The sequence below is a fragment of the Glycomyces sp. NPDC021274 genome, assembly GCF_040641195.1.
Classification (GTDB): Bacteria; Actinomycetota; Actinomycetes; order Mycobacteriales; family Micromonosporaceae; genus Glycomyces.
Window position 1 is genome coordinate 20525 of sequence record NZ_JBFADC010000003.1, and the last position, 24097, is coordinate 44621.

The window sequence follows — 24097 nt, forward strand, 5'->3', positions numbered from 1 at the left end:
GGCCCGGATCGGCCCGCACTGCTATCGCGCGGGCCATCCGCGGCGCGCGTGCGGGGCCGGGCGGTATGCGGGAGTGTGCGGCGGTTCGCGGTCGCTTCGGCGAAAGGCCGTCCACAACCCCCCACCCACCACGAGAGGGGAAAGATCAGCGCACGCTCGATCCTCCCGCGCGGGTCCGACAAGAACAGGGCCGAAAACGGGCCCGGAAGCCGAACTGTCCCTCGAAAGAGGTCTCCGGCGGCCGGGGTCGGCCGGGCCGGCGGGCGAGGTGCCCGCCGGCCGCTGGCCCCTGGTGCGCGCTAGGCGACCGCCCGCAGGCGCGCGCCGTCGAGGTTCACCGGGTGCACGAGCCGGTCCGCGAGGCTCGCGGCGACCGCGGGCCGCGTCCGCTCAGCGGGCGCCTCGGCCAGCGCCGGGGCCGTGCCGGTGAGGAGCCACCGCAGCGGCGCGGGGACGCGGTAGACGGCCTGGTCCATGGCGGGCCGTTCGATCACCACGAGGGCGACGTCCACGAGTTCGACGAGCGCTTCGAGGCTCCCGTCGCGCTGCCGGCACAGGTCGAGGACCGCGTCGACGGTGGCGCCGCCCGAGCGCGCCGCGAGTTCGAGCAGCACCGCGCGCGCCGGGCCGGAGATGGCCGCGACCGCTTCGTCGACCGCGGCCCGGAAGCGGCCGCCGCCGTCGAGGGCCCCGACCGGGTCGTCGCTGAGGTACCGGAGTGCGACGCCGGGCGAGCCGAGGGCGGTCACCTCGGCGAGTGCGGTGAGTGCGGGGACGAAGCCTTCGACGGCGGCCGCGAGGGGCCGGCAGTCCGCGGCGGTCCACGGGGCGCCGCGCTCTTCGCAGTATCCGGCGAGGATCGCGGCGCTCACGTCGTCGGGCGCGGGTCCGAGGGCCCGTTTGGCCTCGCCGGGGAGTTCGAGGGGGCGGGCGCCGACGGCGAGGACCGCGACGCGGGGGCAGTCGTGGAGCAGTTGTGCGATGTCGGCGGCGTGGGTGCGGTCGAGGTCGTCGAGGACGAGGAGCGCGTCGGACTCCCGGAGGCGGTCGGCGGCCGTGTCGAGGGCCGGTCGGAAGAGCTCGGGTCTGCGGCCGAGCGCGCGGAGGAGGGCGGTGCCGAGGTCGGCGCCGGCCCGGCAGTACCAGACGCCGTGCTCGTGGAACGCGAGGCGGCGCCTGGCCCAGGCCTTGGCGACGGTGGTCTTGCCGCAGCCGCCGAGGCCGGTGAGGCTGACCAGGCGGTGGGTGGTGAATGCGCGGTCGAGTTCGCGGTACTCCCAGGGCCGCGGGACGGGCGTCTTGAGGTCGGCGGGCAGGTGATGGGTGAGGGGCCGCACGGGCGGCGGCGGGAACGCGGTGGGGAGTCCGGGTGCGGCGAGCTGGACGAGTTCGGTGGCGCCGGGCAGGCCGCGCAGTTCGAAGTCGCCGAGGCGGTGGACGGCGGCGGGCGGGAGTCCGGCGGCGGCGGCGCACTCGGCCGACGCGAGGATCTGGTCGCCGTGTGCGGCGGAGCAGATGCGGGCGGTGCGGTGGACTTCGGGAGTGGCGTAGCCGCCCGCGGAGGGCCAGGCCTCGCCGGTGTGGAGTCCTATGCGGACTTTGGGGCGGAGGCTGTGGCCGTCGTGCTCGGGCCACTCCGCGCCGCGCAGCGCGGTCTGTATGCCGATGGCGGCGGCGCAGGCGTCCGCGGCGTCGTGGAAGGCCACGAAGAACGAATCGCCCTCGGTGTCGATCTCGGTGCCGCCGGTGGCGCGCAGGACCTCTCTGACGAGCGCGCGGTGGCGGTGGAGCACGACCCGGTAGCGCTCGGCGCCGAGGCCGGAGGCGAGGCGGGTCGAACCCTCGATGTCGGTGAACATGAACGTGACGTCGCCGGAGGGCAGCGGGGCGGGCCGGGCGGCGCTGCCACGGTCCACAGTGTTGCTTCCGGCACTGGCCGCGCCGTTGCAGCCGCCATTCGCATTGGACGCGTTCCGGTACTCCGATCCGTTGTCCCCGAGGGGAGGGGCAATGGCTGTCAGTGCGGTGTGCGATGCCGTTGTCGTATCCACGTGTCGATCAACTTTCGTTCAGCCCCCGTATGCCGGGCTGTGGCGCGCTGGTGCGCGGGCACAATGCCCAGCGGCCTCACAGTGTCACCCCCATCTCAGTCGGTTACCTGCCGTGATGGGAACTGGCACTCGGTCTGAACGCCGTTTCCAGCGCAGACGTGAACATGAGACGCTCTCGCCGCGGGTTTGCTCGTGGCAACCACCGTGTCCGTTTGGAGAACGAGTCGCACGCCAACCGGTCGCGGCCGATTTCGGAATTATTGGCGCTCAGGCGTTGCCCGCGGGGACGAAACTAGGGAATACTCGCTTTCAGTCCGGTCCCTCGCGAACGCGCCCCGCAACGCCGCCACACGGCGGTCCGCCGGGGCCCGGGCGCCCTCCGGCACCGCGGCACCGGCGCCGGCCGACTCGCCGGCACTGCCGCAGGCGGCGCTGCTGCACGCAGCATCCCGCGGCGGCGTCGGGCAATGCCGAGCAGCGCCCGACCAGGAACATCCGAGCAACGCCCCGACCAGCAGCGCCTCGACCGAGAACAGAAAGGACGACCCCCTCCCGTGTGGTTCGCGACCCTCCTCCGCCGCATCGCCGCCCTCCCCCGGCTCGCCCTCCGCGCGCTGCGCCGCAGCCCGAGACTGCTGTGGCGGGCCGTCAAGGCCGGCCCGCGGGTGCTGTGGCGCGCCGTCAAAGCGAGCCCGCGGGCGCTGTGGCTCGGCGTCAAGGGAATCTGGCGCGGCACCAAGGCCACCGGCAGGGGCGTGCGCACCGCCTACCGGGGGCTGCGCGCCCCGGCCGGGCGCCTCAGCGTCCAGGTCGTCGTCACCACGCTCGCACTGGCGGGCGCGCTCGCCGCCGGCTGGTTCGTCGTCCCCGGCGCCGGCCCCGCCTGGTCCTTCGGCACCGAGCCGACCCCCGAGGCCTCCGAGACGCCGCTCGCGCTCTCCCCGGAAGGGGCCGTCGCCGAGGCCCCCGCGGCGGGCCTGCCCGCCGAGTCCACGCCCGTCGGCGACATCCTCGCCCCCACCGAGAACGCCACGACCGAATCCCCGACCAGCGCCGCCACCACCCCCGCCGGTCCCGCCGGCCTCGACACGTGGGCCGCGAGCCTCAGCTCGCTCGGCATCCCCCAGCGCGCCCTCGTCGCCTACGGCCGCGGCGAGCTCGTCTCCGCCGCCCAGAACCCCGGCTGCAACCTCTCCTGGACCACCCTCGCGGGCATCGGCGCCACCGAGACCACCCACGGCACCACCAACGGCAACCAGATCCAGGCCGACGGCACCACCCTGACCGAGATCATCGGCTCCGGGTACGACGAGATGGGCCCCATGCAGTTCCTCCCCAGCACATGGGAGAGCTGGAAGGCCGACGGCGACGGCGACGGCAGGTCCAACCCGCACGACATCGACGACGCCGTCACCGCGGCCGCCAACTACCTCTGCCACGGCGACCGCGACATGAGCACGCCCGACGGCTGGTACGCCGCCGTGTACAGCTACAACCCGCGTGAGGACTACGTCAAGAAGGTCTTCGACCGCGCCGACGAGTACGGCAGGATGAGCACCGCCTGACAGCACCCCCGAATCGCTGCATGCTGTGAGGAGGGGGTTCCGTTCGGTGACGATTTCGGGTAAGGATAAGAGATGCCCCTGAAGCAGCTCGCTCCCGGCGAGATGACCGCCGACGACCTCCGCGACTGGTGCTCGGTGCTCAACGACATGACCGCCGCCGACATGCCGGGCGAGCCGCGCTGGCGCACCGACCGCCTCAGCGACTACCTCACCGGGTCGCTCCCGGACGACCGCCGGTTCCTGTTCATGGACCGCGACGCGGACGGCGACCTCGTGGGCCATGCGAGCCTCATCCTCTTCGGGGGCAGCGGCGGGGGCGAGCGGGGCGGGACCGGGGTCGTGGAGATGTCCACCCGGCCGTCCGCGCGCGGCAAGGGGGTCGGCTCGCGCCTGCTGCGGGCCGTCGCCGAGTGCGCGAAGGCGAACGGCTGCCGGACCCTCGCCGTCGAGGTCATCGCGACCACCCCCGCAGTCGGCTTCTACGACCGGCACGGCTTCTCGCGCAACGTGGTCGAGCAGCGGCACCTCCTGCGCTGGGCCGACATCGACTGGGAGAAGATCGAGCACGCGGCCGGGCGCCTCGCCGCCGGGTACCGCCTCGAGTACCACGCCGGGGGCGTCCCCGACCGCCTCATGGACTCCTACGCGGACGTCAAGGCGAACCTGCGGTCCAGCCCCGGGAACGTCGCGTTCGTGCCCGAGTGGCGCGGCTCGGCCTACGCGCCGGCCCTGCGCGACTCCTTCCAGACCCTCGCCCGGCGCGGCATGCGCTCGCACATCGCCGTCGCCCTCGCCGAGCCGTTCGGGCACGTCGTGGGCCTCACCGAGCTCGTCGTCTCCGCGCAGCGGCCCACCCGCGCCGACCAGTACGACACCGTCGTCGCCCCCCAGCACCGCTCCTACGGGCTCGCGATGACCATGAAGGCCCGGCTGCTCACGGAGCTGCGCCGCGCCGAACCGCAGCTCGTCGACGTCCAGACCTGGACCCTCGAGACCGCCGACGACGTGCGCTGGATCAACGCCGAACTCGGCTTCGTGCACGACGTCGACTGGTACGACTACGAGGCCGACGTGGACAAACTCCTCGCCCGCCTCTCCCGCAAGCACTGAAAATCCCAAGTTACTTGGGCCGCAATCGTTTGCGAACTGTCCGTAGAATTCATCCATGCACCCCCGGCAGACCCGCTACGCCGACGACGGCCACGAGCGCCGAGTCATCGTGGTGGGCGACAACGGCCTGACGCTCCGCTTCATCAAGCACCTCATCGAACGCTACGCGTTCCACGTCACCGCGGTCTTCGCCGAGGGCCCCGGCGGCCAGCGCGAGGAGATCCGCCGCGAGGCCGAGGTCAACCGCAAACTGCAGGTGTTCAGCCAGCCCGTGGTCACCGCCGAGACGGTGCGCCGGGCCGGGCTCACCGACGCCTACGCGGTGGCCCTCATGGACCAGAACGACGTGGGCAACCTCCACATGGCGCTGAAGATCCGCGAGATGTCGCACTACCTCGGCGACGAGTCGCTGCCGCGGCTGGTCATCCGCATGTACAACAGCGGGCTGCGGGCGAACATCCAGAAGCTCCTCGGCGACGACGAGGACGGCGTGTACGTCCAGTCGGACGCCGACATGGTCGCGGACACGTACGCGCTCGCGGCGCTCCAGCAGCTGCCGCCGGGCGAGATCGACATCTGGGGGCGGCGGCTCTACCTGTCGCGGCAGCGCGAGGAGCGCGCCGAGGCGCAGTGGGTGGTCGCGGGCGGGAACCAGGCGGGGGTCGAGCTCATCCCCGAGGACGAGAACGAGGCGCTGCGGTACCTGTGGCTCTCGCCGGACAAGAAGCCCGGGCAGCTCCGTCCGAAGTTGACGAACGCGACGCTCGCGGTCAAGGAGGCGCTGAGCGCGCTGCGGGGCATGCTCACGAAGAGCCTCGTGGTGCTCGCGCTCGTGCTGTTCGCGGTGTTCACGTTCGGGTTCCTGGTGCTGCACTTCCGGCCCAGCGGCGCGAACTCGGCCGACGGCACCGGGGAGGTGTTCTACCTGCTCGCGCTCATGGCGGGCGGCGGCATCGACCCGGACATGGAGGCCAGCCGCCTGCTGAAGGCCACGCAGGCGGTGGTCGTGCTGACCGGTTCGCTCCTGATCCCGTTCGCGACCGGTGCGATCGTGCAGGCCGTCGTGGACCGGCGGTACGCGCTGTCGGAGGGCCGCCGCACCCGGCAGGTGCGCGAGCACGTGATCGTGGTCGGCTTGGGCAACATGGGGACCCGGGTCGTGGAGCAGCTGCGGGACCGGAAGATCCCGGTGATCGCGATCGAGAAGAACCGCAACGCGATGGGCGTGCGGGCCGCGCGGGCGAAGGGCGCGCAGGTGCTGTTCGGCGACGGGTCGAACCAGGAGCTCCTGGCGGAGGCGAACATCAAGCACTGCCGTTCGCTGGTGGCGATGGCGAAGCAGGACGAGTCGAACCTGGAGGCGGCGCTCTCGGGCCTGGAGTGCAACCCGGGCCTGCGCACGGTCATGCGGATCTACAACCCGGAGTTCGCGGCGCTGATCCGGCAGAACCTGAACCGGGCGACGCCGGTGCAGGAGGCGCCGCCGCACGCGTCCTACAGTGCGCCCGAGGTGGCCTCGGCGAGTTTCGCGCAGGCGCTGACCGATGACAAGGTGCTCGTGACGATCCCGGTGCGCGGGCACATCGCGTACATCGAGGCGTTCGAGGTCGGCGAGGGCTCGGACATGGACGACGCGGCGGCGCACCGGGCGACGAAGGTGGGCTCGCACCGGCTCCTCGCCGTCAAGCGCGCGGGCGGGACGATCAGCTGGAACCCCGACGCGGCGTTCCGGGTCGGCAGCGGCGACACGCTCCTGGTGGTCGCGACGCGCAAGGGCCTCAACGACATCCTGGAGCGCTGCCGCCCGGGAGGGGCGGACTGGTAGACCCCGGCGCGGTGCCGGGGCCGCTGCGGGGCGGCGAGGGCGGCGGGTGAGCGGTCCAGGACGCGGGACGGGCGCAGGTCGACGGTCGCCGGTACCGGACGCCCGGCCCGGCGCGGGACGGGACCAGTTCGGGGCGCTCCCCGGCGCGGTCCCGGACGCCGCGTTCGCATGTGACCCACGCCTTCACACCCTCCGGCGGCGCAACTTCCGCCCGCCTCGCTCGTTGAACGGTCGACACATCTCTCACGAAAGGGGCCGACCGTGGCGGCAAGCGTGCGGAATCCACCAACCGGGCAGAGCGGGGCCGAACGCAAGCGGCGCAAACTCGTCATGGCGGCGGCGGCCGGATCGATCGCGCTGGGCGGAGCCGCGGTCGTGGTGCCGAGCGCGTTCGCCGAGGACGACCCGGTGACGACGGTGCTCGACGACGCGCTGGGCGACACCGTCGAGCTCCTGCCGGTGGACGACGAACTGCTCGGCCTGGTCGACGTCGGCGAGGTCACCGAGCTGACCGAGTCGCTGACCTACGCCGACGACGCCGACGTCCTGAAGGTCACGGGCCCCGACGCCGGGTACGTCAAGGTCCACTTTGAACGGCTGCTGCTCAACACGGGCGACTTCGTGACCGTCTCCAGCCCCGACGGCGCCGAGTCGTACCGGTACGAGGAGTCGCTCATCGACCAGTGGGCGACCTCGATCACCGGCGACACCGCGATCGTCGAGCTGCACCGCGAGTCCGGCGGCGGCTCGTCGGCGCTCGGCGTGCTGATCGACAAGGCCGCGTACGGGTTCACCGAGGACGAGGTGGACGCCATCGCGCAGGAGCGCGCCGACAACGCGCGCCCGGAGGAGAGCATCTGCGAGGGCGACGAGAAGCGCTCCTCGGTCTGCTACCGCACGTCCCATCCGACCATCGTGGACCACGCCGAACCGGTGGCGCGCCTGCTCATCGACGGAACCGTACTGTGTACGGCGTTCCGGGTGGGCGAGGAGAACCGGCTGCTGACCAACCACCACTGCTTCACCGAGACGCAGGAGGCGCAGAACACCGAGGTGTGGTTCGGGTACGACTGCGTGGCGTGCGGCACCGACATCACGAACGCCCCCGTGAAGGTGCGCGGCGCCGAGGTGCTCGCGACCTCGAAGTCCTTGGACTACACGCTGTTCACCGTCGACGACTTCGAGCGGATCGAGCCCTTCGGCTTCCTGCAACTCTCCGACCGCGCGGCCCGCAGCGGCGAGGCGATCTACATCCCGCAGCACCCCGCCGGGCGGCCCACCGAGATCGCCATCGAGTCCTCAGTAGACGGCGGCAACTGCGTCGTCAAGCACGAGACCTACGACGGATACGTCGCCAACAGCGACATCTCCTACTACTGCGACACCGAATTCGGCTCCTCCGGCTCCCCGGTCCTCTCCCGCGAGACCCACGAGGTCATCGCCCTCCACCACTTCGGCGGCTGCCCCAACTCCGGCGTCAACGTCCAGCTCATCCAAAAGGAAATCGGCCACCTCATCTGACGGTCTGCATCTGCGAACAGCGGGGCCGGCCCCGCTGTTCGCAGATTCAGGATTCCGGCTGGACCACCGCCCCGCCGAAACGAGCTTCGCCGGCCCGGTACCGAACGCCGTCGACCAATACGATTCCGTCATCGGTCACCTGCTCGCACACCGAGCCGTCGTCGGCATGAACCGCCTGGAAACCGCCGCCGAGGCTGGTGTTCCCCAGGGCGACCCGCCGCCCTTCCAGATCGGTCGCCCGCCCGACGCAGCCGACGCACAGCGCTTTCGGATACCTAGGCGAGAACGGCATGAGTACCCCATCGTGCGGACAACGAGACTCACGCCGCCCACCCGAAAGTCCGGACCCCTGCTCACTCACGAGATTCCCCGCCATATCGCCGTATGAACTCGGCTTGCCGCTCGCCGGGCGGGCGGCTTCCCGATCCCTCCATGATCTGCCCCGAATCACCAATGAGGAAGATCATCTGCCCGCATCGGAGAGTGGTGATGTCCTGAGGACCGCTCCAAGGAAAGACAGTCCAGCCGATCGCGAACCGAACTGCGACCAGCTCCTGAGTCGGGTAGTCCGGAAGCCGCTCCTGCGCATACGCCCGCACACGGGCGATCGCTTCGTGCTCATCGGCTACGTCACTCATGCGGTGGATGAGCCTCCCTTGTGAAGCAGAGCGCCAACGCGCCGCGGTTCGACGGCCCCGGGTTCGACGATGGCATTCAACCTGATTCGACAGGGTCCGCGCAGATGTCGAATCCCGAGCCGTCCGGCAACGTGATGCGGTGGTACACCGCGGCACGCGGGTCGAAATCCTTAGGCAGGCGGCGTTCGAGATTCGGCTCAAACCGGACCTGCGACGCGGGGATCTCGAGATCCACTGTCAGGTTGACCGGCTCCCTCGGGAGCGTGGCGGTTCTCGCTTCTCCGCGTGAGAACACTTGGCCTCCCAGTTTCGGGTCACGGTCGAATGTCAGTCTCGCGAAACGGCGATCGGTAAGCAGCCAGACTCCTGCGCCCTTCGCCCAAGTGCGGTCCCGCAAGGCTCTCACCGCCATGCAGTCGAGCTGAGAACCGAAGGCGATGGACCTCGGCGGTTTCGGCCGGGCAGTCCAAGGCGGGAAGAGCCGATCACCGTTCTCCGCAAATACCCAGAAAGCCCACCGCAGGGGCCACCAGATCGGGACCAGCATGATCTTGAGAAGCAGCCACCATGTGCTCTCCCTCTTCGGCCGAGCGCCGCCCTTGGGCTCACGCCCAGTTACAAGATAGTGCTGGACACCCTCAAGGGAGATCCACGAGATCCGCTCGCCGGCCGCAAGGTACCGGCTCTGCAGCAGCGGATTCGCGTCTCGCTCCGGGACGAAAGCACGATATTCGTTCAAGGTCAACTCCTGTCAAGCATTGAGCTCCGCAACGAGTTGCTCAAGCTCAGCGGCGATCTCTTCGTCGGCTTGGGAATAGCTGTCGGCGCATGACCGAAGGTTTTCGGCTTCGTTCCGCAGGGCAGCGGCAAGGTCGGATACCGATTCGACCAGAGCCGCGCAGCCGTCAAGGTACGGCTGCTCGAAGAACAGCCCGGTGACTCCCCACGTCATCTCAGCCGCACCGGCCTCAGCTGCAACGCCTCCGATGGCATCGGCGTTCGGGGCAAGGGCGTCAAGGGCTGATGCCAGTGCCGCGAGCTCATCGACTTCGACCTGCAGCGAGCCGGACGAGCCGACGCCCTCATGCAGAAAGCCCGTATTCGGGGTGGCAGCCCCTGTCAGTGGGCTGATGAGTGTAGGGATGTTCGTGAGCGCCGCCGGGATCAGGCTGGTGCCGACCTTCTTCAGCAGCTCCTTCCACATCGTCATGCTCGCTCGATCGGCGACCTTGATCTTGCGGAGGACTACGATCAGTTTTCGAAAGATATTCTGGGCGATCGCGAACTTCCGAGTGGCCTTGAGCAGGTTCCGGATAGCTTTGACGGCTGCGCTCACCAAGAACGCCGCCACCGAGGCCCCCGCACTCACGATGCTCGCTGCCAAGGCGGCGACCCCTCTGGTGATGAGCCATGCGACTAGTTCGCTCAGAATCCCCTTTATGATGCTGTAAATGGCGACTGCAATCAGCCTGGCCCAGTCGAGTAGTTGTGCAAGGTCGCCTGCGCCCTTTCCGATCGCATGTGCCGCAGCCGAGACCCCGCCGATCTCGTCGATCGCCGCAGTAGCGGCTTGCCCTTCCCACGCGGTCAGGTTGCTGTCAATGGCATCCTGGACTTCCTGGTTCATCGCTTCAAGCGCGGTCTGCACCTGCGCCAGCACATCGATCTGGCGCTGCATCTCGCCGTTGTCACCGGTCACCCAGAGCAGCAGGTCATCAAGAGGCTGAACGAGGTCGAGGACGATTGTCACCCCCGCGCTGGCCAGGGCGCCGATCGGGTCGAGGAGCGACAGTGTCGCGTCGACGCCGAGCAGGGCGACTTGCGTTCCGATGTCGCCTGCAGCGTCTTGGACACTGGTGTCACCATCCGTGTCGTTGAAGATCGCTGTTGCAATGCCGAATCCGCGTCCAGCGAACGGCAGAGCCGTCACACTGGAGCCTCCCTGAGTTTCTGCGACCTCTGAATAATGCGTGATGTCGGAGCCATGCTGCTCAGCGTTGGGGTCTGCCATTCGAGGGGGTCCTTCCGTGTTGGGAGCGGGGGCGGTTTCCGAGGTGGTACTGGTTGAGAATCGCTTGAAAATGGACGTCGTCACCAAGCGTTTCGATGCGCCGACCGGGCACTGGCATGGCTCAGTGTAAGCGGTTCGCGCCAAAGGCCAGGTCCGCGAAAGTTGAAGCGGGCCATTGGGATCGAACGGAGGCTCGCACAGTCGACGATGAGGATCGTGAGGACGGCCGCGATGCCGAGGGCCGCTCGACCATGCCGAGGCCTGAAAGCAGTCGCCGGCCGGCTCCAGACCGATTGCGACGGTTGAGGATCCGGGCATCGGAAAGGCCCCGGCCTTGCGGCCGGGGCCTTTCAGCGATGTTTACTTCGCTTGGATCTGGAGTTCGGTCACGATGGTCGAGAAGTGCGAGCGGATGCGATCATCCTGGGGGTCGTCCTCGGGGGTCCAGTGGATCGACAGCCGCTCGTAGAGCGTGTTGCGCTGGGCCGGGATGCGGTCGGCCGTGCGGATCAGGTCGATGAGCTCCGAGAGGCGCGACCGGTGGCGCGCGCCCGCCGAGGAGATCACGTTCTCCTCCAGCATGATCGAACCGAGGTCGTCGACGCCGAGGTGCATGCTCAGCTGACCCGAGGCCTTCCCGGTCGTGAGCCACGACGACTGCAGGTGCTTGACATTGTGGAAGAACAGCCGCGCGGTCGCCAGGAGCCGCAGGTATTCGAGGGTCGTCGCCTGCGTCCGGCCCTTCAGGTGGTTGTTCTCCGGCTGGTACGTCCACGGGATGAACGACCGGAACCCGCCCGTGCGGTCCTGCACGTCGCGGATCATCCGGAGGTGCTCGATCCGCTCGGCCGCGGTCTCACCGGTGCCCATCATCATGGTCGCCGTCGACTCCAGGCCATGCAGGTGCGCGGCCTCCATGATCTCCAGCCAGCGCTCCCCCGACTCCTTCAGCGGCGCGAGCGCCGTGCGCGGGCGCGCCGGCAGCATCTCGGCCCCGGCCCCCGCGATCGAGTCGAGCCCGGCGGCCTTGATGCGGCGGATGGCCTCGTCGATCTCGACGCCGGAGACCTTCGACATGTGCGCGATCTCCGACGGCCCGATCGAGTGGATCACCAGCTCGGGGTATTCGCGCTTGACCGAGGAGAACAGCTCCTCGTAGTACTCGACCCCGAAGTCGGGGTGGTGCCCGCCCTGCAGCATCACCTGCGTCGCACCGAGGCCCACGGCCTCGCCGCAGCGGCGCAGGACCTCCTCCATCGGGTGCGCCCAGCCCTCGTCGTGCTTGGGGGCGCGGTAGAAGGCGCAGAACTTGCACGCGGTGACGCACACGTTCGTGTAGTTGATGTTGCGGTCGATGAGGTAGGTGACGATGTTGTCGCCGATGACGCGCCGACGGGCCGCGTCCGCGGCCTCGGCGAGGGGGTGGAAGGGCGCTTCGGTGTAGAGCAGCAGGGCTTCCTCGGCGCTGATGGCGCCGCCGTCGGCGGCGCGGGCGAGGACATCGTCAATCTCGGCCATGCACGAAGCGTATCGCCGCAGCGGCGCCCGGGACAGTGCGCCCGCGCGCAGTGACTCGTGCGTCTCGCCTCAGACCGTGTACAGCTCGGTGTGGATCCGCTGCGCCCCGGCCGCTTCGAGGACGTCCTTGACGCCCAGCACCATCTCGTAGGGGCCGCAGAGGAACCACTCGTCGACCTCGTGCGGGTCCACGAGCCCGGCGTCGATGACCTCGCCGAGCCGCTCGGGCGTGAGCCGCCCCGTGAGCAGCGGGGTGTCCCCCTCGGCGCGGGTGCGCACGAGGTGGAGCCGCAGCCGCGGGCCGTGCTCGCGCTGCAGCTCGCACAGCTCGGCGGCGAACATCGTGGACGCCTCGGTGCGGTTGGAGTACAGGAGCGTCACGGTGGCGCCCGCCTCGAGCGCGGCGGTCGCGATGGCGATGATCGGGGTGATCCCCGAGCCCGCGACGACGGAGCCGTAGTGGCGGTCGGGGCGGATCTCGGTCCAGAAGTGGCCCAGCGGCGGGAGGACTTCGAGGACGTCGCCCGGCAGGAGCTGCCGGTTCGCGTACCCGGAGAAGGTGCCCTTGGGGATCGAGCGGATGCCCAGGCGCAGGGTGCCGTGCTCGGCGAGCTCGCGCGGGGTGGAGGCGAGCGAGTAGGAGCGGCGCACTTCGGCGCCGTCGGCCTCCACGCGCTGGAAGGTGAGGTGCTGGCCGGGCTTGAAGTCGAAGGCCGCGCGGAGCTCCTCGGGCACGGCGAGGGTGACCTCGACGGCGTCCTCGGTGAGCGGCCGGACGCGGCTCACCGTGAGCTTGTGCCAGGCGGGGCGGTTCTTGCGGGGCTTCTTCAACTCGACGGCCACAGCAGGGTCCCTTCGTCGTCCGTCTCGGGGTCTGAGAACCGGGTCACCGGTTCGGTCGCGAAGAACTCGGGCCCGTCGCCCCGGAGGGGGGCCATATCGGCATAACGGGACGCACGGGACGCGAATTCCCGCAGCCCGGCGAGGTGCCGCTCACTGAGGCCGAACTGGAGGCGCTCGAAGTACTCCGCGAGCGCGGCGGGCGGGAACGGCTCCCAGCGGGCGGCGGAGGCCACGACCTCGTCGATCTCCTCGCGGCTGCGCTGCACCGAGTCGCGGAAGGCCAGGTGGACGTCCTTGACGAGGCCGGGGTGGGCCTCGGCGTAGTCGCGGCGGACCGCCCAGACGGCGAAGACCATCGGCAGTCCGGTCCAGTCCTTCCACTCGGCGGCGAGGTCGAGCACGTGCAGCCCGTCCGGGCCGTGCTGCCGGTGCTCGTGGAAGACGCGGAGGGCCTCGTCGCCGATGAGGACGGCGGCGTCGGCTCGGTTCGCGGCGGCGCTGCCGAGCGCGGACTCGAGGTCGGGCGCGGTCACGGTGTATTCGGGCTTGCGGCCGTAGCGGTCCTCCAGGAGCATCTGTCCGAGGAGGACGCCGGTGCGGGAGGTCGAAGCGAGCGAGACGCGCGGGACGGCCGGGAGGTCGGCGAGGGGGGTCCTGGTGACGAGGTTGACGCTGAGGACCGGGCCGTCAGCGGCCACGGCCGGGTCCGGGATCAGGAGGAGGTCGTCGGCGTGGCGCAGGTATTCGACCAGGGTGATCGGGCCGATGTCGAGGTCGCCGGCGACGAGGCGGCGGCTGAGCTCGTCCGGCGCGGCCCGGTGGAGGTCGATGTCGAGGAGCGCGCCGGTCCGTGCCAGTCCCCAGTAGATGGGGAGGCAGTTCAGGAACGCGATATGGCCGACCCTGGGGCGCCGTGCGATGTTCACGGTTTCGACCGTAGCCGGTCGCGCGGCTAGGAGGTACGTGAGCGGTTGCGGCGTCGCGGACATCACCGCGAGCGGCGAACCGGACCGGATGGTGGGATCGCCCGGTCCGGCGGTGCATGTGTTCGGTGCCGGCGGTGCTCGAACGCTCGAGTCTGACGTCGGCCGGGCGTTCGGTCCGGGCGGCGCTCGGCGCTGGTGCTCAGGCCTCGTCGATGTCGCCGATGTCGGCGGCGCCCGTGTCGGCGGCGCCGCTGACGAGGGCGACGAGCCGGTCGAGGACCGCTTCCTCCTCGCCGGACAGGACGATCTCGTCACCGGGCCGCACGTCGAGGGTCAGCACCTGCAGGATCGACTTGGCGTCGTGCGGTTCCCCGCCCGGTTTCGCGATCGCCACGTCGGCGCGGGACTCGGCGGCGGTCCCGACGAAGACCGTCGCGGGCCGCGCCTGGATGCCGACCTCCGTGGTCACTGTGACACGGCGTTCCGCCATGTGGCTCACCCTCCCCGATCACGCGGGCGGCGGGCCGGCGACGGCCCTTCCCGCGAAGTCTGAGGGCCGCGTCGAGCGGCCCGTCAGCACCAGGATGAACTGCGGCCGGGGACGGCGGACGCGTTTTCGGCGAATGCCGCGGAAAGTGGGGCACTCGGCGTTCGCCGGCGTTCCGGGTCGTTCCCAGAACCGAACGCCGCGCTCCTAGCCCTCGTCCTCTTCCGGCTTGGCGCCGTAGACCGTGGGGCGCGGGAGCGGGATGTGATCGGGCAGTTCAGAGCGGTCGAGCAGGTTCGCGACCCGGGCGCGGCCCGGCCGGAACCCGTCCGCCTCATCCACGATGGGCTTCGCCGTCGGCAGCTGGTGTGCGCCCGTCTTGGTCGAAGGCTCCTCGAACAGGCTGATGTCCGGCGCGTTCACGATCTTCTTGCGCGCCGCCTCGACCGCCGACTTCGACTCTTCCTCCGGCTCGGGCTCGGGCTCGGGCGCAGCAGGCTCCGGCTCGTAGTCGATCGGGGCCGCGTCCGAGAACGGGCTGTCGTTCACGCGCGGCATCGGCGGCATGGGCGGCCCCGGCTCGGGGTTCGGCGGCAGCGGCTCGGGCGTCGGCACCGGCGAAGGCTCGGGGCGCGGCATCGGCGGGCCCGGCTCAGGATTGGGCGGCAGCGGCTCCGGCTGCGGCGGGGTCGGCTCGGGACGCGGCGGCGTCGGTTCCGGGTTCGGCACCGGTTCAGGCTGCGGCGCAGGCGGTGTGGGCTCGGGATGCGGCACCGGATCGGGGCGCGGCGGTTCCGGCTGCGGCGGCGTCGGGGCCGGACCGGGCAGCGGGTCGGGCAGCGGCCCGGGCGGCGTCGGCTGCGAATCGGTCAGGATCGGCGGCTCGGACTCGAAAGTGGACGCTTCGTCTGCTTCGGGTTCCGGGACCTCGATCCCGACGGCTCGGGCGGCATCGGGGGCGTCTTCGGGCGACTCGGCGAGATCCGCCCCAGGGGTCGGCGCTTCCACGACCGCCGCTTCCGCGAGGGCCGCGTCGAGGGCGGGCGCGATGGGCGCATCGTCCTCATCGGACCCGACACCGGGGGCGTCGGCCGGTGCGGGCGGCAGGGACTCGCCGGGCACGTCGTCGCCCAGGCCCGCCAGGGAAGCCTCTTCCGCGGCGGAGAGCTCGACGTCCCCGTCCTCCGGTTCGGGATCGGGCAGGTCGTCCAGCGCGCCGTCGTCGTCCTCCTCGACGGCCTCAACGACCGTGGGGCCGCCGCCCGGCGCGCCGAACGCTTCGGGTTCCTCGACAGGCTGGGGCGCAGGCGGAGTCGCAGCGACGGGCTCCGGCGCGTCGTCCACTTCCGGCACCTCGATGCCGACCGCTCGGGCGGCATCGGGGGCGTCCTCGGGCGACTCGGCCAGGTCCGCACCCGGGCTCGGTGCTTCCACGACCGCCGCCTCAGCGAGGGCCGCATCCAGCGCGGGCGCGATGGGCGCATCGTCCTCATCGGACCCGACACCGGGGGCGTCGGCCGGTGCGGGCGGCAGGGACTCGCCGGGCACGTCGTCGCCCAGGCCCGCCAGCGAGGCTTCCGCCTCTTCGGAGAGTTCGGCGTCCTCGTCGTCGTCATCGGGGTCCGGCAGGTCCTCCCAGGCGCCGTCCTCCTCCTCGACGGCCTCGACGACCGTGGGGCCGCCGCCCGGCGCAGCGGCGGCGGGGGCTTCGACCTCGGGGACGCTGAAGGTCATGGCCGGTGCCGCAGGCGTCTCGTCGGCGCTCTCGTGCGCCTCTTCCAGCGGCTGGTCCTCGTCGACCGGCGCCGAATCGGCGGGTGCCGCTTGGACCGGGACCTCCGCCGCGGGGGCGGGGACCGGCGCCGAGTAGGCCGCGCCGGGGACGTTCTCGGCGGACGGCACGCTGAAACCGGCCGCTTCCGGCGCGGCCGCGGGCGGTTCCGGGTCCGCGAACGGGGCTGGTGCCGCCGCGTTCGGCCTGATGCGCAGGATCTGGGTGCCGTCGGGCATGGGTTCGGGCACGGCGGGCTGGTCGGCGGCGGTGGCGCCGAACGCGCCGGACTCGGCCGAGGGCAGGCTGAACGCGCTGTTCGCGGTCGGCACTGCGAACGGCGCGCCGGTGACCGGCGAGGACGCGGGCGGCTCGGCGAACGAGGCGGCCGGTGCGGGCGGGGCCGTGAACTGCGGTTCGGGGACCGGCGGCGCTGCGAAGGCTTCCGGGACGGGTGGCGAGAAGGGTGCGGAGGTCGGCGGGGCGGCCGCCACCGGCGGCAGCGACTGCGCCGACTGGAACGGCGGCGCGGACTGGAACGCCTGTGCTGACTGGAACGACTGCGGCTGCTGGTACGGCGGCGGGGCGGACGGGTGCGCCGGGTACTGCTGCTGCGGGTACGGCGGCACTGCGGCCGAGCCGGAGGCGGGGCCGGGCGCCATGCCCTGCTGCGGGTAGGCGGGCACCTGGGCCGAGCCGGAGTGCGGTGCCTGGTGGCCGGGGACGGGCGCGCCGTACTGCGGCACTGCGGCGGAACCGTGTGCCGGTGCGGCGTTCTGCGGCGGCATGCCCGGGGGCGCGGCCTGCGGGGCCCAGCTTCCGGGCGCGGCGTAGTTCTGGGCGGGCGGCGGGTTCGCGCCCGGCTGGCCGGGCTGGCCGTACTGCGGGGCGGCGTGGCCCTGGTTCGCGTAGGGGTCGGCGGTCGGCTGGTAGACGCCCGGGGGCGCGTACTGGGGTTCGGGGACGGCCGCGGAGCCGTAGGCCTGGCCCTGCGGGGGCGGGTAGCCCTGGGGCGCCCCGGGCGGGGCGTAGGACGGTTCGGCCGGCGGCGGGTACTGCGGCACCGCCGCCGCGCCGTAAGCGGGTGCGGCCCCGTATGAGCCGGAGGCGCCGTAGGGTCCGGATTCGGCCGGGAAGCCGCCGAGCGGCGGCGGCAGCGGCGCTCCGCATTGCGGGCAGCGGCGCTGCCCGGACGTCAGTCGCTGGCCGCAGGAGCTACAGCTGTTTCCGTCCACGGAGCCTCCTCGGGGCTGGAGCGTCGTTCGGGCAACTCAACAACCATCGTGCCATCAACCGGTGGCGTCCCGTGCGCGCCTTCCCACTACCGTGCAATACCCCTATGCATCGGGATCGCGCGTCGTGACCGCGGCATCGGAGTCGGACGCGGGCGGATCGGGCGTCTCCTGGCCGTCGTCGGACGGCGTCTCCTGGCTGGGGGACGGGCTCGGCGACTCGCTCGGGGAGGGCGACTGCGAGGGCGACTCGCTGTCGGTGGGCTCCGGGTCGGGCGACTCGGTCTCGTCGTCAGGGGGAGACGTCGGGGGACGCGGGCTGGGGGTGGTCGGCTTGTCCGTGGGCGTCTGCGTGGGGTCCTCGGCGTCCGGGTCGGTCTTGACGGCGTCGACCACGCGGTGCGCGCCAGCGAAGTTCTCGAACCAGATGGAGCTGATCTTGACGACGTCGCCGGTGCGCGGGGCGACGACCATCTTGCCGTCGCCGAGGTACATGCCGGTGTGGTAGACGGACCGCCAGTTGCCCGGGTCGTCCCACCAGTAGAGGAGGTCGCCGGGGAGGAGCTTCTCGGTGTCGACCGGCTTGTCGCGGGTCGCGTTGTACTGGTCGGCGGCCACGCGCGGCAGGGAGACGCCCGCGTAGGCGTACGCGGCCTGGACGAGGCCGGAGCAGTCGAACGAGTCGGGGCCCTCGGCGCCCCACACGTACGGGTCGCCGAGCTGGGCCAGCGCGTACTCGACGGCCTTCTTCGCTGCGGGGGCGGCGTCCCAGCCGTCCACTTCGGACGAGAAGTCGTGCGAGTGCTGGGCGGCGGCGGCGTCGCGGGCGTCCTCGATCTCATCGAGTTCCTCGCGGTTGTCGGCGATGAGCTCGTCGAGGGCGGCCTGGGCGCGGTCGAACTCGGCGTCGAGGACGATGTAGCGGTCCTCGGAGCGGTCGGCGGAGAGGGTCGCGGCGTCGAGGGACGCGCGGGCGACGGACTCGGCGGTGGCGGCGTCCTCGAAGTCGGCGTTGAGGCTCGGGAGGTCCCATTCGCCGCCGAGCGGGGTGAGGCCGGTGAGGTCCGGGAGCTCGGTGTCGGGCAGGCCCGCGGTGTCGGCGTAGGCCTCGCCAGCGGCGTAGTCGAGGGCGGCCTGGGCGGTCTCGAGTTCGGCGAGCGTGGCGGCCCAGTCGGCCTGCGCGTCGACGAGGCGGGTCTCGCGCTGCAGCCATTCCTCCTGGGCGGCGGTGGTCTGCTCGGCGAGCTGCGCGACGTCGGCCTCGGCCGTGAGGATCTGCGCGCTGAGAGGCCCGCCGCCGGCCGCGGGGTTGGTGACGGGGGCGTCGTCGGTGGCACTGCCGGCGGGCCGGTTGCCGTCGTCGGGGACCGTGACACCGGGTTCGGCGAATCCCGGCATGGCGCCACCGAAGACGACGGCGGCCGCTCCGGCGGCGGCGATCACTCGGGCACCGAACCGTGTAACGCGCATGTGAGGTGTCCTTCTGTGGGGGAGGCCACGAATACTGTACCGAAGACACGCAAGGCTCGCATCTGCGGTTGCCCGCCACTCGGGTGTCGTGTCGATGAACACCTCGTGCCGAGCGATCCGCGCCCCAGGACCCGTTTCGGCGGCCGCCGCGTTCGCGTTCACGGCCTCACATCCCGCAACGTGCGATCCCAGACCTGCGCTCCGGCGGGGCTACCCTGGCGGAAACGCCACAACGTTGGGAGCGCCATGGACGACAACGCCGAGTTCAAGGCCGGCATCGAGGAGAAGCTCGCGGCCGGCGAGCGGCTGACCTTCGAGGACGGCGTGGGCCTCTACGAGACCGACGACCTCGCCTGGCTCGGGCGCCTCGCGCACGGCGTCCGCACCGCCAAGAACGGCGACCGGACCATGTTCAACGTCAACCGGCACCTCAACCTCACCAACGTGTGCTCCGCCTCCTGCGCGTACTGCTCGTTCCAGCGCAAGCCCGGCGAGACCGACGCGTACACGATGCGCGTCGAGCAGGCCGTGGCCCTCGCCGAGCAGATGAAGGGCGACGCGCCCACCGAGCTGCACATCGTCAACGGCCTCCACCCGACGCTCCCGTGGCGGTACTACCCGCGGGTCCTCAAGGCGCTCAAGGAGACCCTGCCGCAGGTGAACCTGAAGGCCTTCACCGCAACGGAAGTGCAGTGGTTCGAGAAGATCTCCGGCCTCGGCGCGAGCGAGATCCTCGACGAGCTCATCGAGGCCGGCCTCGAGTCGCTCACCGGCGGCGGCGCGGAGATCTTCGACTGGGAGATCCGCCAGCACATCGTCGACCACGCCTGCCACTGGGAGGACTGGTCGCGCATCCACCGCCTCGCCCACCAGAAGGGCCTGCGCACCCCGGCCACGATGCTGTACGGCCACATCGAGGAGCCCCGCCACCGCGTCGACCACGTGCTGCGCCTGCGCGAGCTCCAGGACGAGACCGGCGGCTTCGCCGTGTTCATCCCGCTGCGCTACCAGCACGACTTCCACGACTCCAAGGACGGGAAGATCCGCAACAAGCTGCAGGCGCGCACCACGATGGCGAGCCCGGCCGAGTCGCTGAAGGTCTTCGCGGTCTCGCGGCTGCTGCTCGACAACTTCGACCACGTGAAGTGCTTCTGGGTCATGCACGGCCTCGACGTCGCGCAGCTGTCGCTGTCGTTCGGCGCCGACGACCTCGACGGCTCGGTCGTGGAGTACAAGATCACGCACGACGCCGACGAGTACGGCACCCCGGACAAGATGGGCCGCGAGGACCTCCTCGAGCTCATCCGCGACGCCGGGTTCCAGCCGGTCGAGCGCAACACCCGCTACGAGGTCGTGCGCGAATACGAAGGGCCGCAGACGATCGGCGAGCGGCGGGCCGAACCGCAGTCGGTGAAGTTCTAGTGGCGCAAGGCAAGCAGCCCGAACAGGAGCGCCCGAAGGTCGAGACCCTCGGGCAGCTCCTGGGCACGGCCCTGGCGTACTTCGTGATGGGCGCGGTCGTCCTGGTCGTCATCGACCTCGTGTTCGTCCTCCCGACCGGGCGCGGCTTCGGCCAGACCTCGGGCTGGATCGCGGCCCTGCCCACGGTGTGGGTGTACACCGAGCAGTTCCGGCGCTACGCGGGCGCGGCCCGCTGGGGCCTCATGCTCGTCGGCGTCCTCCTGGGGCTCGCCGCCGGGTTCGCCGTCGCGATCATCGCGCCCGTCGCGTGGCCGCCGATGCTCACCGGCGGCCTGGGCGGCCTCGCCGCCGCACTCGTGTACGGCCCGCTGTGGTTCGCGGGCATCAAGACGTTCGGAGAGGAGCGGGTCGCATGAACCCGATCGCCAAGTACTTCCTGAGCCGCGCGGCCATCTTCGCGGTCGTCGCCATCCCGCTCATGTTCTTCTTCAACGTGCTGAACGCGCTCGCGATCGGCCTGCTCGTGTCGATGGTCATCGGGTTCACCGTGCTGCGGCGCCAGCAGATGGCCATGATCGACCACATCGACGCGGGCGCGAAGCGCCGCCAGGAGGAGAAGCGGCGCCTGCGCGCCGAGCTCGCGGGCGACGACGCCTAGCCGGCGTCCTTCATCAGCTCCGTGCAGATCTGCAGGGTCTCCCCCGCACCCGCGGTGAGGGCCTTGCCGTAGTGCTTCAGCCATGACCGCACGCCGTCCGGCGTGCCCGTGGACCAGGCGCGCTGCGCCCCCACGTACTCCGGCGCGCGCTCCAGGTGCCCGGCGTCCACCGTGATGAGCAGGTTCGGGTCGAGCCCCTTGCTCGCCAGCGCGAGGCGCGCGGCGGCGCGGGCGACCACGTTGTTCGCCACCGGGAACGGGCGCACCGCGAGCAGCTCGCCGTGCACGACCGCGGCGGCCATCGCGGCCGGGATCTCCTTGGTGGGGTTGGTGACCAGCGCGCACAGGGCGTTGATGCGGTGCATCCCCGACTCGTCCACCTCGATGCGGCCCGGCTCGAACTCGACGCCGGCGTCGGGGAACCCCTTCGTGGCGAGCGTGTGCAGCTTCGCGAGCACGTAGCGGGGCGAGACCGGCCACATGGAGGCGAGGCCGGGCAGGGCCTCCACGACGCGCATGACGCCGATGACGGCGGGGTCGTCGAAGTCCCGGTCGCGCAGGCGCTCCACGTCGCAGTCGTACCCGTCGAGGGCCAGCGTCGCGGACGCGCTGTGCAGGGCCACTTCGGTCGCTACGAGCTCGTCGCCGCCTCGGAGGGCCTCGTGCCACAGCATCCGGTCCACGTTGGCTCTGGCGTTCTCAAGGGCGTCGGCGACCTCGGAGAGTTCGAGGAGAGGCGCGAGAGGATCCACGGGCGGAACCTTACCTTTTGGGCGGAGCGCGCAAACGGCGCACTGGGCGGGCTAGAGGGCAGTCACAGGACGGTGCGGCGTCCGGGATCGTGCACCGGTCCGACGATACCTCCCGAATCGGCGCCGCAAGGCCCCCGTTGCGGCTCCCGGACCCTTCGCGGACCGCCCGCCGACCGCCCGCGGGCCGTTCGGCGAGAGGCGGTCCCAGATGCCGGAGCCGCAGCGCCCGGCCGTATTCGTGTCGGGTTCATCGCGCTAGTGTTGCCGGACATAGACCCGCCTCACAGTCGCGCATTGGCGCGTAGATCTGTAAGGAGCGAAATACCCGTGGCATCAACCCCACCGCAAGAGACGCTTGCCAATCTGCTCTCGGAGGAGCGGACGTTCCCGCCGTCCCCCGAGTTCGCCGCGCAGGCGAACGTCACCGCGGCCGCTTACGAGGAGGCCGGGGCCGACCGCCTCGCCTTCTGGGAGCGCCAGGCGCGCCGGCTCGACTGGGCGAAGGACTGGGACCGGGTCCTGGACTGGGACAACCCCCCGTTCGCGAAGTGGTTCACCGGGGGCGAGCTCAACGTCGCGGCGAACTGCCTCGACCGGCACGTGGACGCCGGACTCGGCGACCGGGTCGCGATCCACTTCGAAGGCGAACCCGGCGACAGCCGCGCCGTCACGTACGCCGAGCTCCTCGACGAGGTCAAGCGCGCCGCGAACACCCTCACCGACCTCGGTGTGGGCGCGGGCGACCGGGTCGTCATCTACATGCCGATGATCCCCGAGGCCGCGGTGGCGATGCTGGCGTGCGCGCGCATCGGCGCCCCGCACTCGGTGGTGTTCGGCGGCTTCAGCGTCGACGCGCTGTCGAGCCGCATCGACGACGCCGGCGCGAAGCTCGTCATCTGCGCCGACGGCGGCTTCCGCAAGGGCAAGCCGCTGGCGCTCAAGCCGACCGTGGACGCCTCGCTCGAGCGGTGCCCCTCGGTGGAGAAGGTCCTGGTCGTCACCCGCACCGGCCAGGAGGTCGAGTGGACCGACAAGGACGTCCGCTGGGAGGAGACCGTCGGGAAGGCCTCCAATGAGCATGAGGCGCAGGCGTTCGACGCCGAGCACCCGCTGTTCATCCTGTACACGTCCGGGACGACCGGCAAGCCGAAGGGCATCCTGCACACCTCGGGCGGGTACCTGACGCAGGCGTCGTACACGCACCACGCGGTGTTCGACCTCAAACCGGAGACCGACGTGTACTGGTGCACCGCCGACATCGGCTGGGTCACCGGGCACTCGTACATCGTCTACGGGCCCATGTCGAACGGCGCCACGCAGGTCATGTACGAGGGCACCCCGGACACGCCGCACACCGGGCGGCTGTGGGAGATCGTCGAGAAGTACAAGGTCACGACGCTCTACACCGCGCCGACCGCGATCCGCACGTTCATGAAGTGGGGCGACGACGTCCCGGCCCGGTACGACCTGTCGAGCCTGCGCCTGCTCGGGTCGGTCGGCGAGCCGATCAACCCCGAGGCGTGGATGTGGTACCGCGAGCACATCGGCGGCGGCAGGTGCCCGATCGTGGACACGTGGTGGCAGACCGAGACCGGCGCGATCATGGTCTCGCCGCTGCCCGGCGTCACCTCGACCAAGCCCGGCTCGGCCCAGCGGCCGCTGCCGGGGATCACGGTCGACGTCGTGGACGAGCAGGGCGAGTCGGTGCCCGACGGCGGCGGCGGTTTCCTGGTGATCCGCGAGCCGTGGCCGTCGATGCTGCGCACGATCTGGGGCGACGACCAGCGGTTCCTCGACACGTACTGGGCGCACTTCGACAAGATGTACTTCGCCGGCGACGGCGCGAAGAAGGACGACGGCGGCGACCTGTGGCTGCTCGGCCGCGTCGACGACATCATGCTCGTGAGCGGGCACAACATCTCCACCACGGAGGTCGAGAGCGCGCTGGTGAGCCACGAGAGCGTGGCCGAGGCGGCGGTCGTCGGGGCTTCGGACCCGGTGACGGGCCAGGGCATCGTCGCGTTCGTGATCCTGCGCGGCGGACGGGACTCGAGCCCCGAGCACCTCTCGGAGCTGCGCAAGCACGTCGCGAACACGTTGGGGCCCATCGCGAAGCCGCGGCAGGTGATCGTGGTCGCCGAGCTGCCGAAGACGCGCTCGGGCAAGATCATGCGCCGGCTGCTGCGCGACATCGCCGAGGACCGCGAGATCGGCGACGTGACCACGCTCGCCGACAGTGCGGTGATGAGCCGCATCAAGGTCGGCCTGCAGAGCGGCAAGGAAGACTGAGAACGACG

At 71.1% G+C, this 24097-nt stretch carries 20 protein-coding genes; 8 read left to right on the plus strand and 12 right to left on the minus strand.

All coding sequences use genetic code 11. The features are described from left to right. Positions 1-299: 299 nt before the first annotated feature. Positions 300-1916, minus strand: a complete 1617-nt coding sequence (locus AB0I03_RS07745; RefSeq protein ID WP_360408209.1) for an adenylate/guanylate cyclase domain-containing protein — start codon at positions 1914-1916, stop codon at positions 300-302. Between the two features lie 689 nt (positions 1917-2605). Here AB0I03_RS07745 and AB0I03_RS07750 point away from each other — a divergent pair. From AB0I03_RS07750 to AB0I03_RS07765, 4 genes are all read left to right on the plus strand, one after another. Next, positions 2606-3616 carry a lytic murein transglycosylase gene (locus tag AB0I03_RS07750; RefSeq protein WP_360408212.1) on the plus strand — a complete coding sequence of 337 codons (1011 nt, stop codon included), beginning with the start codon at positions 2606-2608 and terminating at the stop codon, positions 3614-3616. A gap of 72 nt (positions 3617-3688) precedes the next feature. Further along, the gene (locus AB0I03_RS07755; protein WP_360408215.1) at positions 3689-4726 is read left to right on the plus strand and encodes a GNAT family N-acetyltransferase; all 1038 of its coding nucleotides are present in this window, start codon (positions 3689-3691) and stop codon (positions 4724-4726) included. A 55-nt stretch (positions 4727-4781) separates the two neighbouring features. Beyond that, complete coding sequence (locus AB0I03_RS07760; RefSeq protein WP_360408218.1) at positions 4782-6551, plus strand: NAD-binding protein; 1770 nt, start codon at positions 4782-4784, stop codon at positions 6549-6551. Between the two features lie 273 nt (positions 6552-6824). Continuing rightward, positions 6825-8072, plus strand: a complete 1248-nt coding sequence (locus AB0I03_RS07765) for a serine protease (RefSeq protein ID WP_360408221.1) — start codon at positions 6825-6827, stop codon at positions 8070-8072. 46 nt (positions 8073-8118) lie between these two features. On the opposite strand, the gene AB0I03_RS07770 is transcribed toward AB0I03_RS07765, so the two are convergent. The 10 genes from AB0I03_RS07770 to AB0I03_RS07815 all read right to left on the minus strand — a co-directional run bounded on the left by AB0I03_RS07770 (position 8119) and on the right by AB0I03_RS07815 (position 18968). Beyond that, positions 8119-8364, minus strand: coding sequence for a hypothetical protein (locus AB0I03_RS07770; protein WP_360408224.1), 246 nt, complete (start codon positions 8362-8364; stop codon positions 8119-8121). 61 nt (positions 8365-8425) lie between these two features. Then, the gene (locus AB0I03_RS07775) at positions 8426-8710 is read right to left on the minus strand and encodes a hypothetical protein (protein WP_360408227.1); all 285 of its coding nucleotides are present in this window, start codon (positions 8708-8710) and stop codon (positions 8426-8428) included. Between the two features lie 76 nt (positions 8711-8786). After that, positions 8787-9449, minus strand: a complete 663-nt coding sequence (locus AB0I03_RS07780; RefSeq protein ID WP_360408230.1) for a hypothetical protein — start codon at positions 9447-9449, stop codon at positions 8787-8789. Positions 9450-9461: 12 nt separating this feature from the next. Continuing rightward, a complete protein-coding gene (locus AB0I03_RS07785; protein ID WP_360408233.1) occupies positions 9462-10721 on the minus strand; it encodes a type VII secretion target in 1260 nt (419 codons plus the stop codon). A 360-nt stretch (positions 10722-11081) separates the two neighbouring features. After that, positions 11082-12239, minus strand: coding sequence for a cyclic dehypoxanthinyl futalosine synthase (mqnC, locus tag AB0I03_RS07790; RefSeq protein WP_360408236.1), 1158 nt, complete (start codon positions 12237-12239; stop codon positions 11082-11084). Positions 12240-12308: 69 nt separating this feature from the next. Then, positions 12309-13082 carry an FAD-binding oxidoreductase gene (locus AB0I03_RS07795; protein ID WP_360408239.1) on the minus strand — a complete coding sequence of 258 codons (774 nt, stop codon included), beginning with the start codon at positions 13080-13082 and terminating at the stop codon, positions 12309-12311. Beyond that, positions 13067-14008 (minus strand): menaquinone biosynthesis protein, encoded by a 942-nt coding sequence (locus AB0I03_RS07800; RefSeq protein WP_360408242.1) that lies wholly within the window; start codon positions 14006-14008, stop codon positions 13067-13069. Before AB0I03_RS07800 ends, AB0I03_RS07795 begins: the two co-directional genes overlap by 16 nt. A gap of 199 nt (positions 14009-14207) precedes the next feature. After that, positions 14208-14498 (minus strand): HPr family phosphocarrier protein, encoded by a 291-nt coding sequence (locus tag AB0I03_RS07805; protein ID WP_360408245.1) that lies wholly within the window; start codon positions 14496-14498, stop codon positions 14208-14210. A gap of 204 nt (positions 14499-14702) precedes the next feature. After that, the gene (locus tag AB0I03_RS07810) at positions 14703-17501 is read right to left on the minus strand and encodes a hypothetical protein (RefSeq protein WP_360408248.1); all 2799 of its coding nucleotides are present in this window, start codon (positions 17499-17501) and stop codon (positions 14703-14705) included. Positions 17502-17603: 102 nt separating this feature from the next. After that, positions 17604-18968: a C40 family peptidase gene (locus tag AB0I03_RS07815; protein WP_360408251.1), complete on the minus strand. Its 1365-nt coding sequence runs from the start codon at positions 18966-18968 to the stop codon at positions 17604-17606. A 246-nt stretch (positions 18969-19214) separates the two neighbouring features. Between AB0I03_RS07815 and mqnE the strand changes: the two genes are divergently transcribed. From mqnE to AB0I03_RS07830, 3 genes are read left to right on the plus strand one after another with little or no spacing between them, the layout of a single operon-like run. Next, positions 19215-20390 (plus strand): aminofutalosine synthase MqnE, encoded by a 1176-nt coding sequence (gene mqnE, locus AB0I03_RS07820; protein WP_360408254.1) that lies wholly within the window; start codon positions 19215-19217, stop codon positions 20388-20390. Continuing rightward, a complete protein-coding gene (locus AB0I03_RS07825) occupies positions 20390-20806 on the plus strand; it encodes a hypothetical protein (RefSeq protein WP_360408257.1) in 417 nt (138 codons plus the stop codon). The genes mqnE and AB0I03_RS07825 overlap by 1 nt, the downstream gene beginning before the upstream one ends. Then, positions 20803-21048, plus strand: coding sequence for a DUF4229 domain-containing protein (locus AB0I03_RS07830; protein WP_360408260.1), 246 nt, complete (start codon positions 20803-20805; stop codon positions 21046-21048). The genes AB0I03_RS07825 and AB0I03_RS07830 overlap by 4 nt, the downstream gene beginning before the upstream one ends. Here the strand turns inward: AB0I03_RS07830 and AB0I03_RS07835 are convergent. Next, positions 21045-21800: an oxidoreductase gene (locus tag AB0I03_RS07835; RefSeq protein ID WP_360408263.1), complete on the minus strand. Its 756-nt coding sequence runs from the start codon at positions 21798-21800 to the stop codon at positions 21045-21047. The genes AB0I03_RS07830 and AB0I03_RS07835 overlap by 4 nt on opposite strands. A 327-nt stretch (positions 21801-22127) precedes the next feature. Here AB0I03_RS07835 and acs point away from each other — a divergent pair, with 327 nt between their 5' ends. Then, positions 22128-24089, plus strand: a complete 1962-nt coding sequence (gene acs, locus AB0I03_RS07840; RefSeq protein WP_360408266.1) for an acetate--CoA ligase — start codon at positions 22128-22130, stop codon at positions 24087-24089. Positions 24090-24097 lie beyond the last annotated feature (8 nt).

Bases quoted from the DNA above. Each gene is read 5' to 3' on its own strand.
- AB0I03_RS07755 (WP_360408215.1), top strand. From the start codon at position 3,689: ATGCCCCTGAAGCAGCTCGCTCCCGGCGAGATGACCGCCGACGACCTC.
- AB0I03_RS07760 (WP_360408218.1), top strand. From the start codon at position 4,782: ATGCACCCCCGGCAGACCCGCTACGCCGACGACGGCCACGAGCGCCGA.
- AB0I03_RS07770 (WP_360408224.1), bottom strand. From the start codon at position 8,364: ATGCCGTTCTCGCCTAGGTATCCGAAAGCGCTGTGCGTCGGCTGCGTC.
- AB0I03_RS07775 (WP_360408227.1), bottom strand. From the start codon at position 8,710: ATGAGTGACGTAGCCGATGAGCACGAAGCGATCGCCCGTGTGCGGGCG.
- AB0I03_RS07785 (WP_360408233.1), bottom strand. From the start codon at position 10,721: ATGGCAGACCCCAACGCTGAGCAGCATGGCTCCGACATCACGCATTAT.
- mqnC (WP_360408236.1), bottom strand. From the start codon at position 12,239: ATGGCCGAGATTGACGATGTCCTCGCCCGCGCCGCCGACGGCGGCGCC.
- AB0I03_RS07805 (WP_360408245.1), bottom strand. From the start codon at position 14,498: ATGGCGGAACGCCGTGTCACAGTGACCACGGAGGTCGGCATCCAGGCG.
- AB0I03_RS07815 (WP_360408251.1), bottom strand. From the start codon at position 18,968: ATGCGCGTTACACGGTTCGGTGCCCGAGTGATCGCCGCCGCCGGAGCG.
- mqnE (WP_360408254.1), top strand. From the start codon at position 19,215: ATGGACGACAACGCCGAGTTCAAGGCCGGCATCGAGGAGAAGCTCGCG.
- AB0I03_RS07830 (WP_360408260.1), top strand. From the start codon at position 20,803: ATGAACCCGATCGCCAAGTACTTCCTGAGCCGCGCGGCCATCTTCGCG.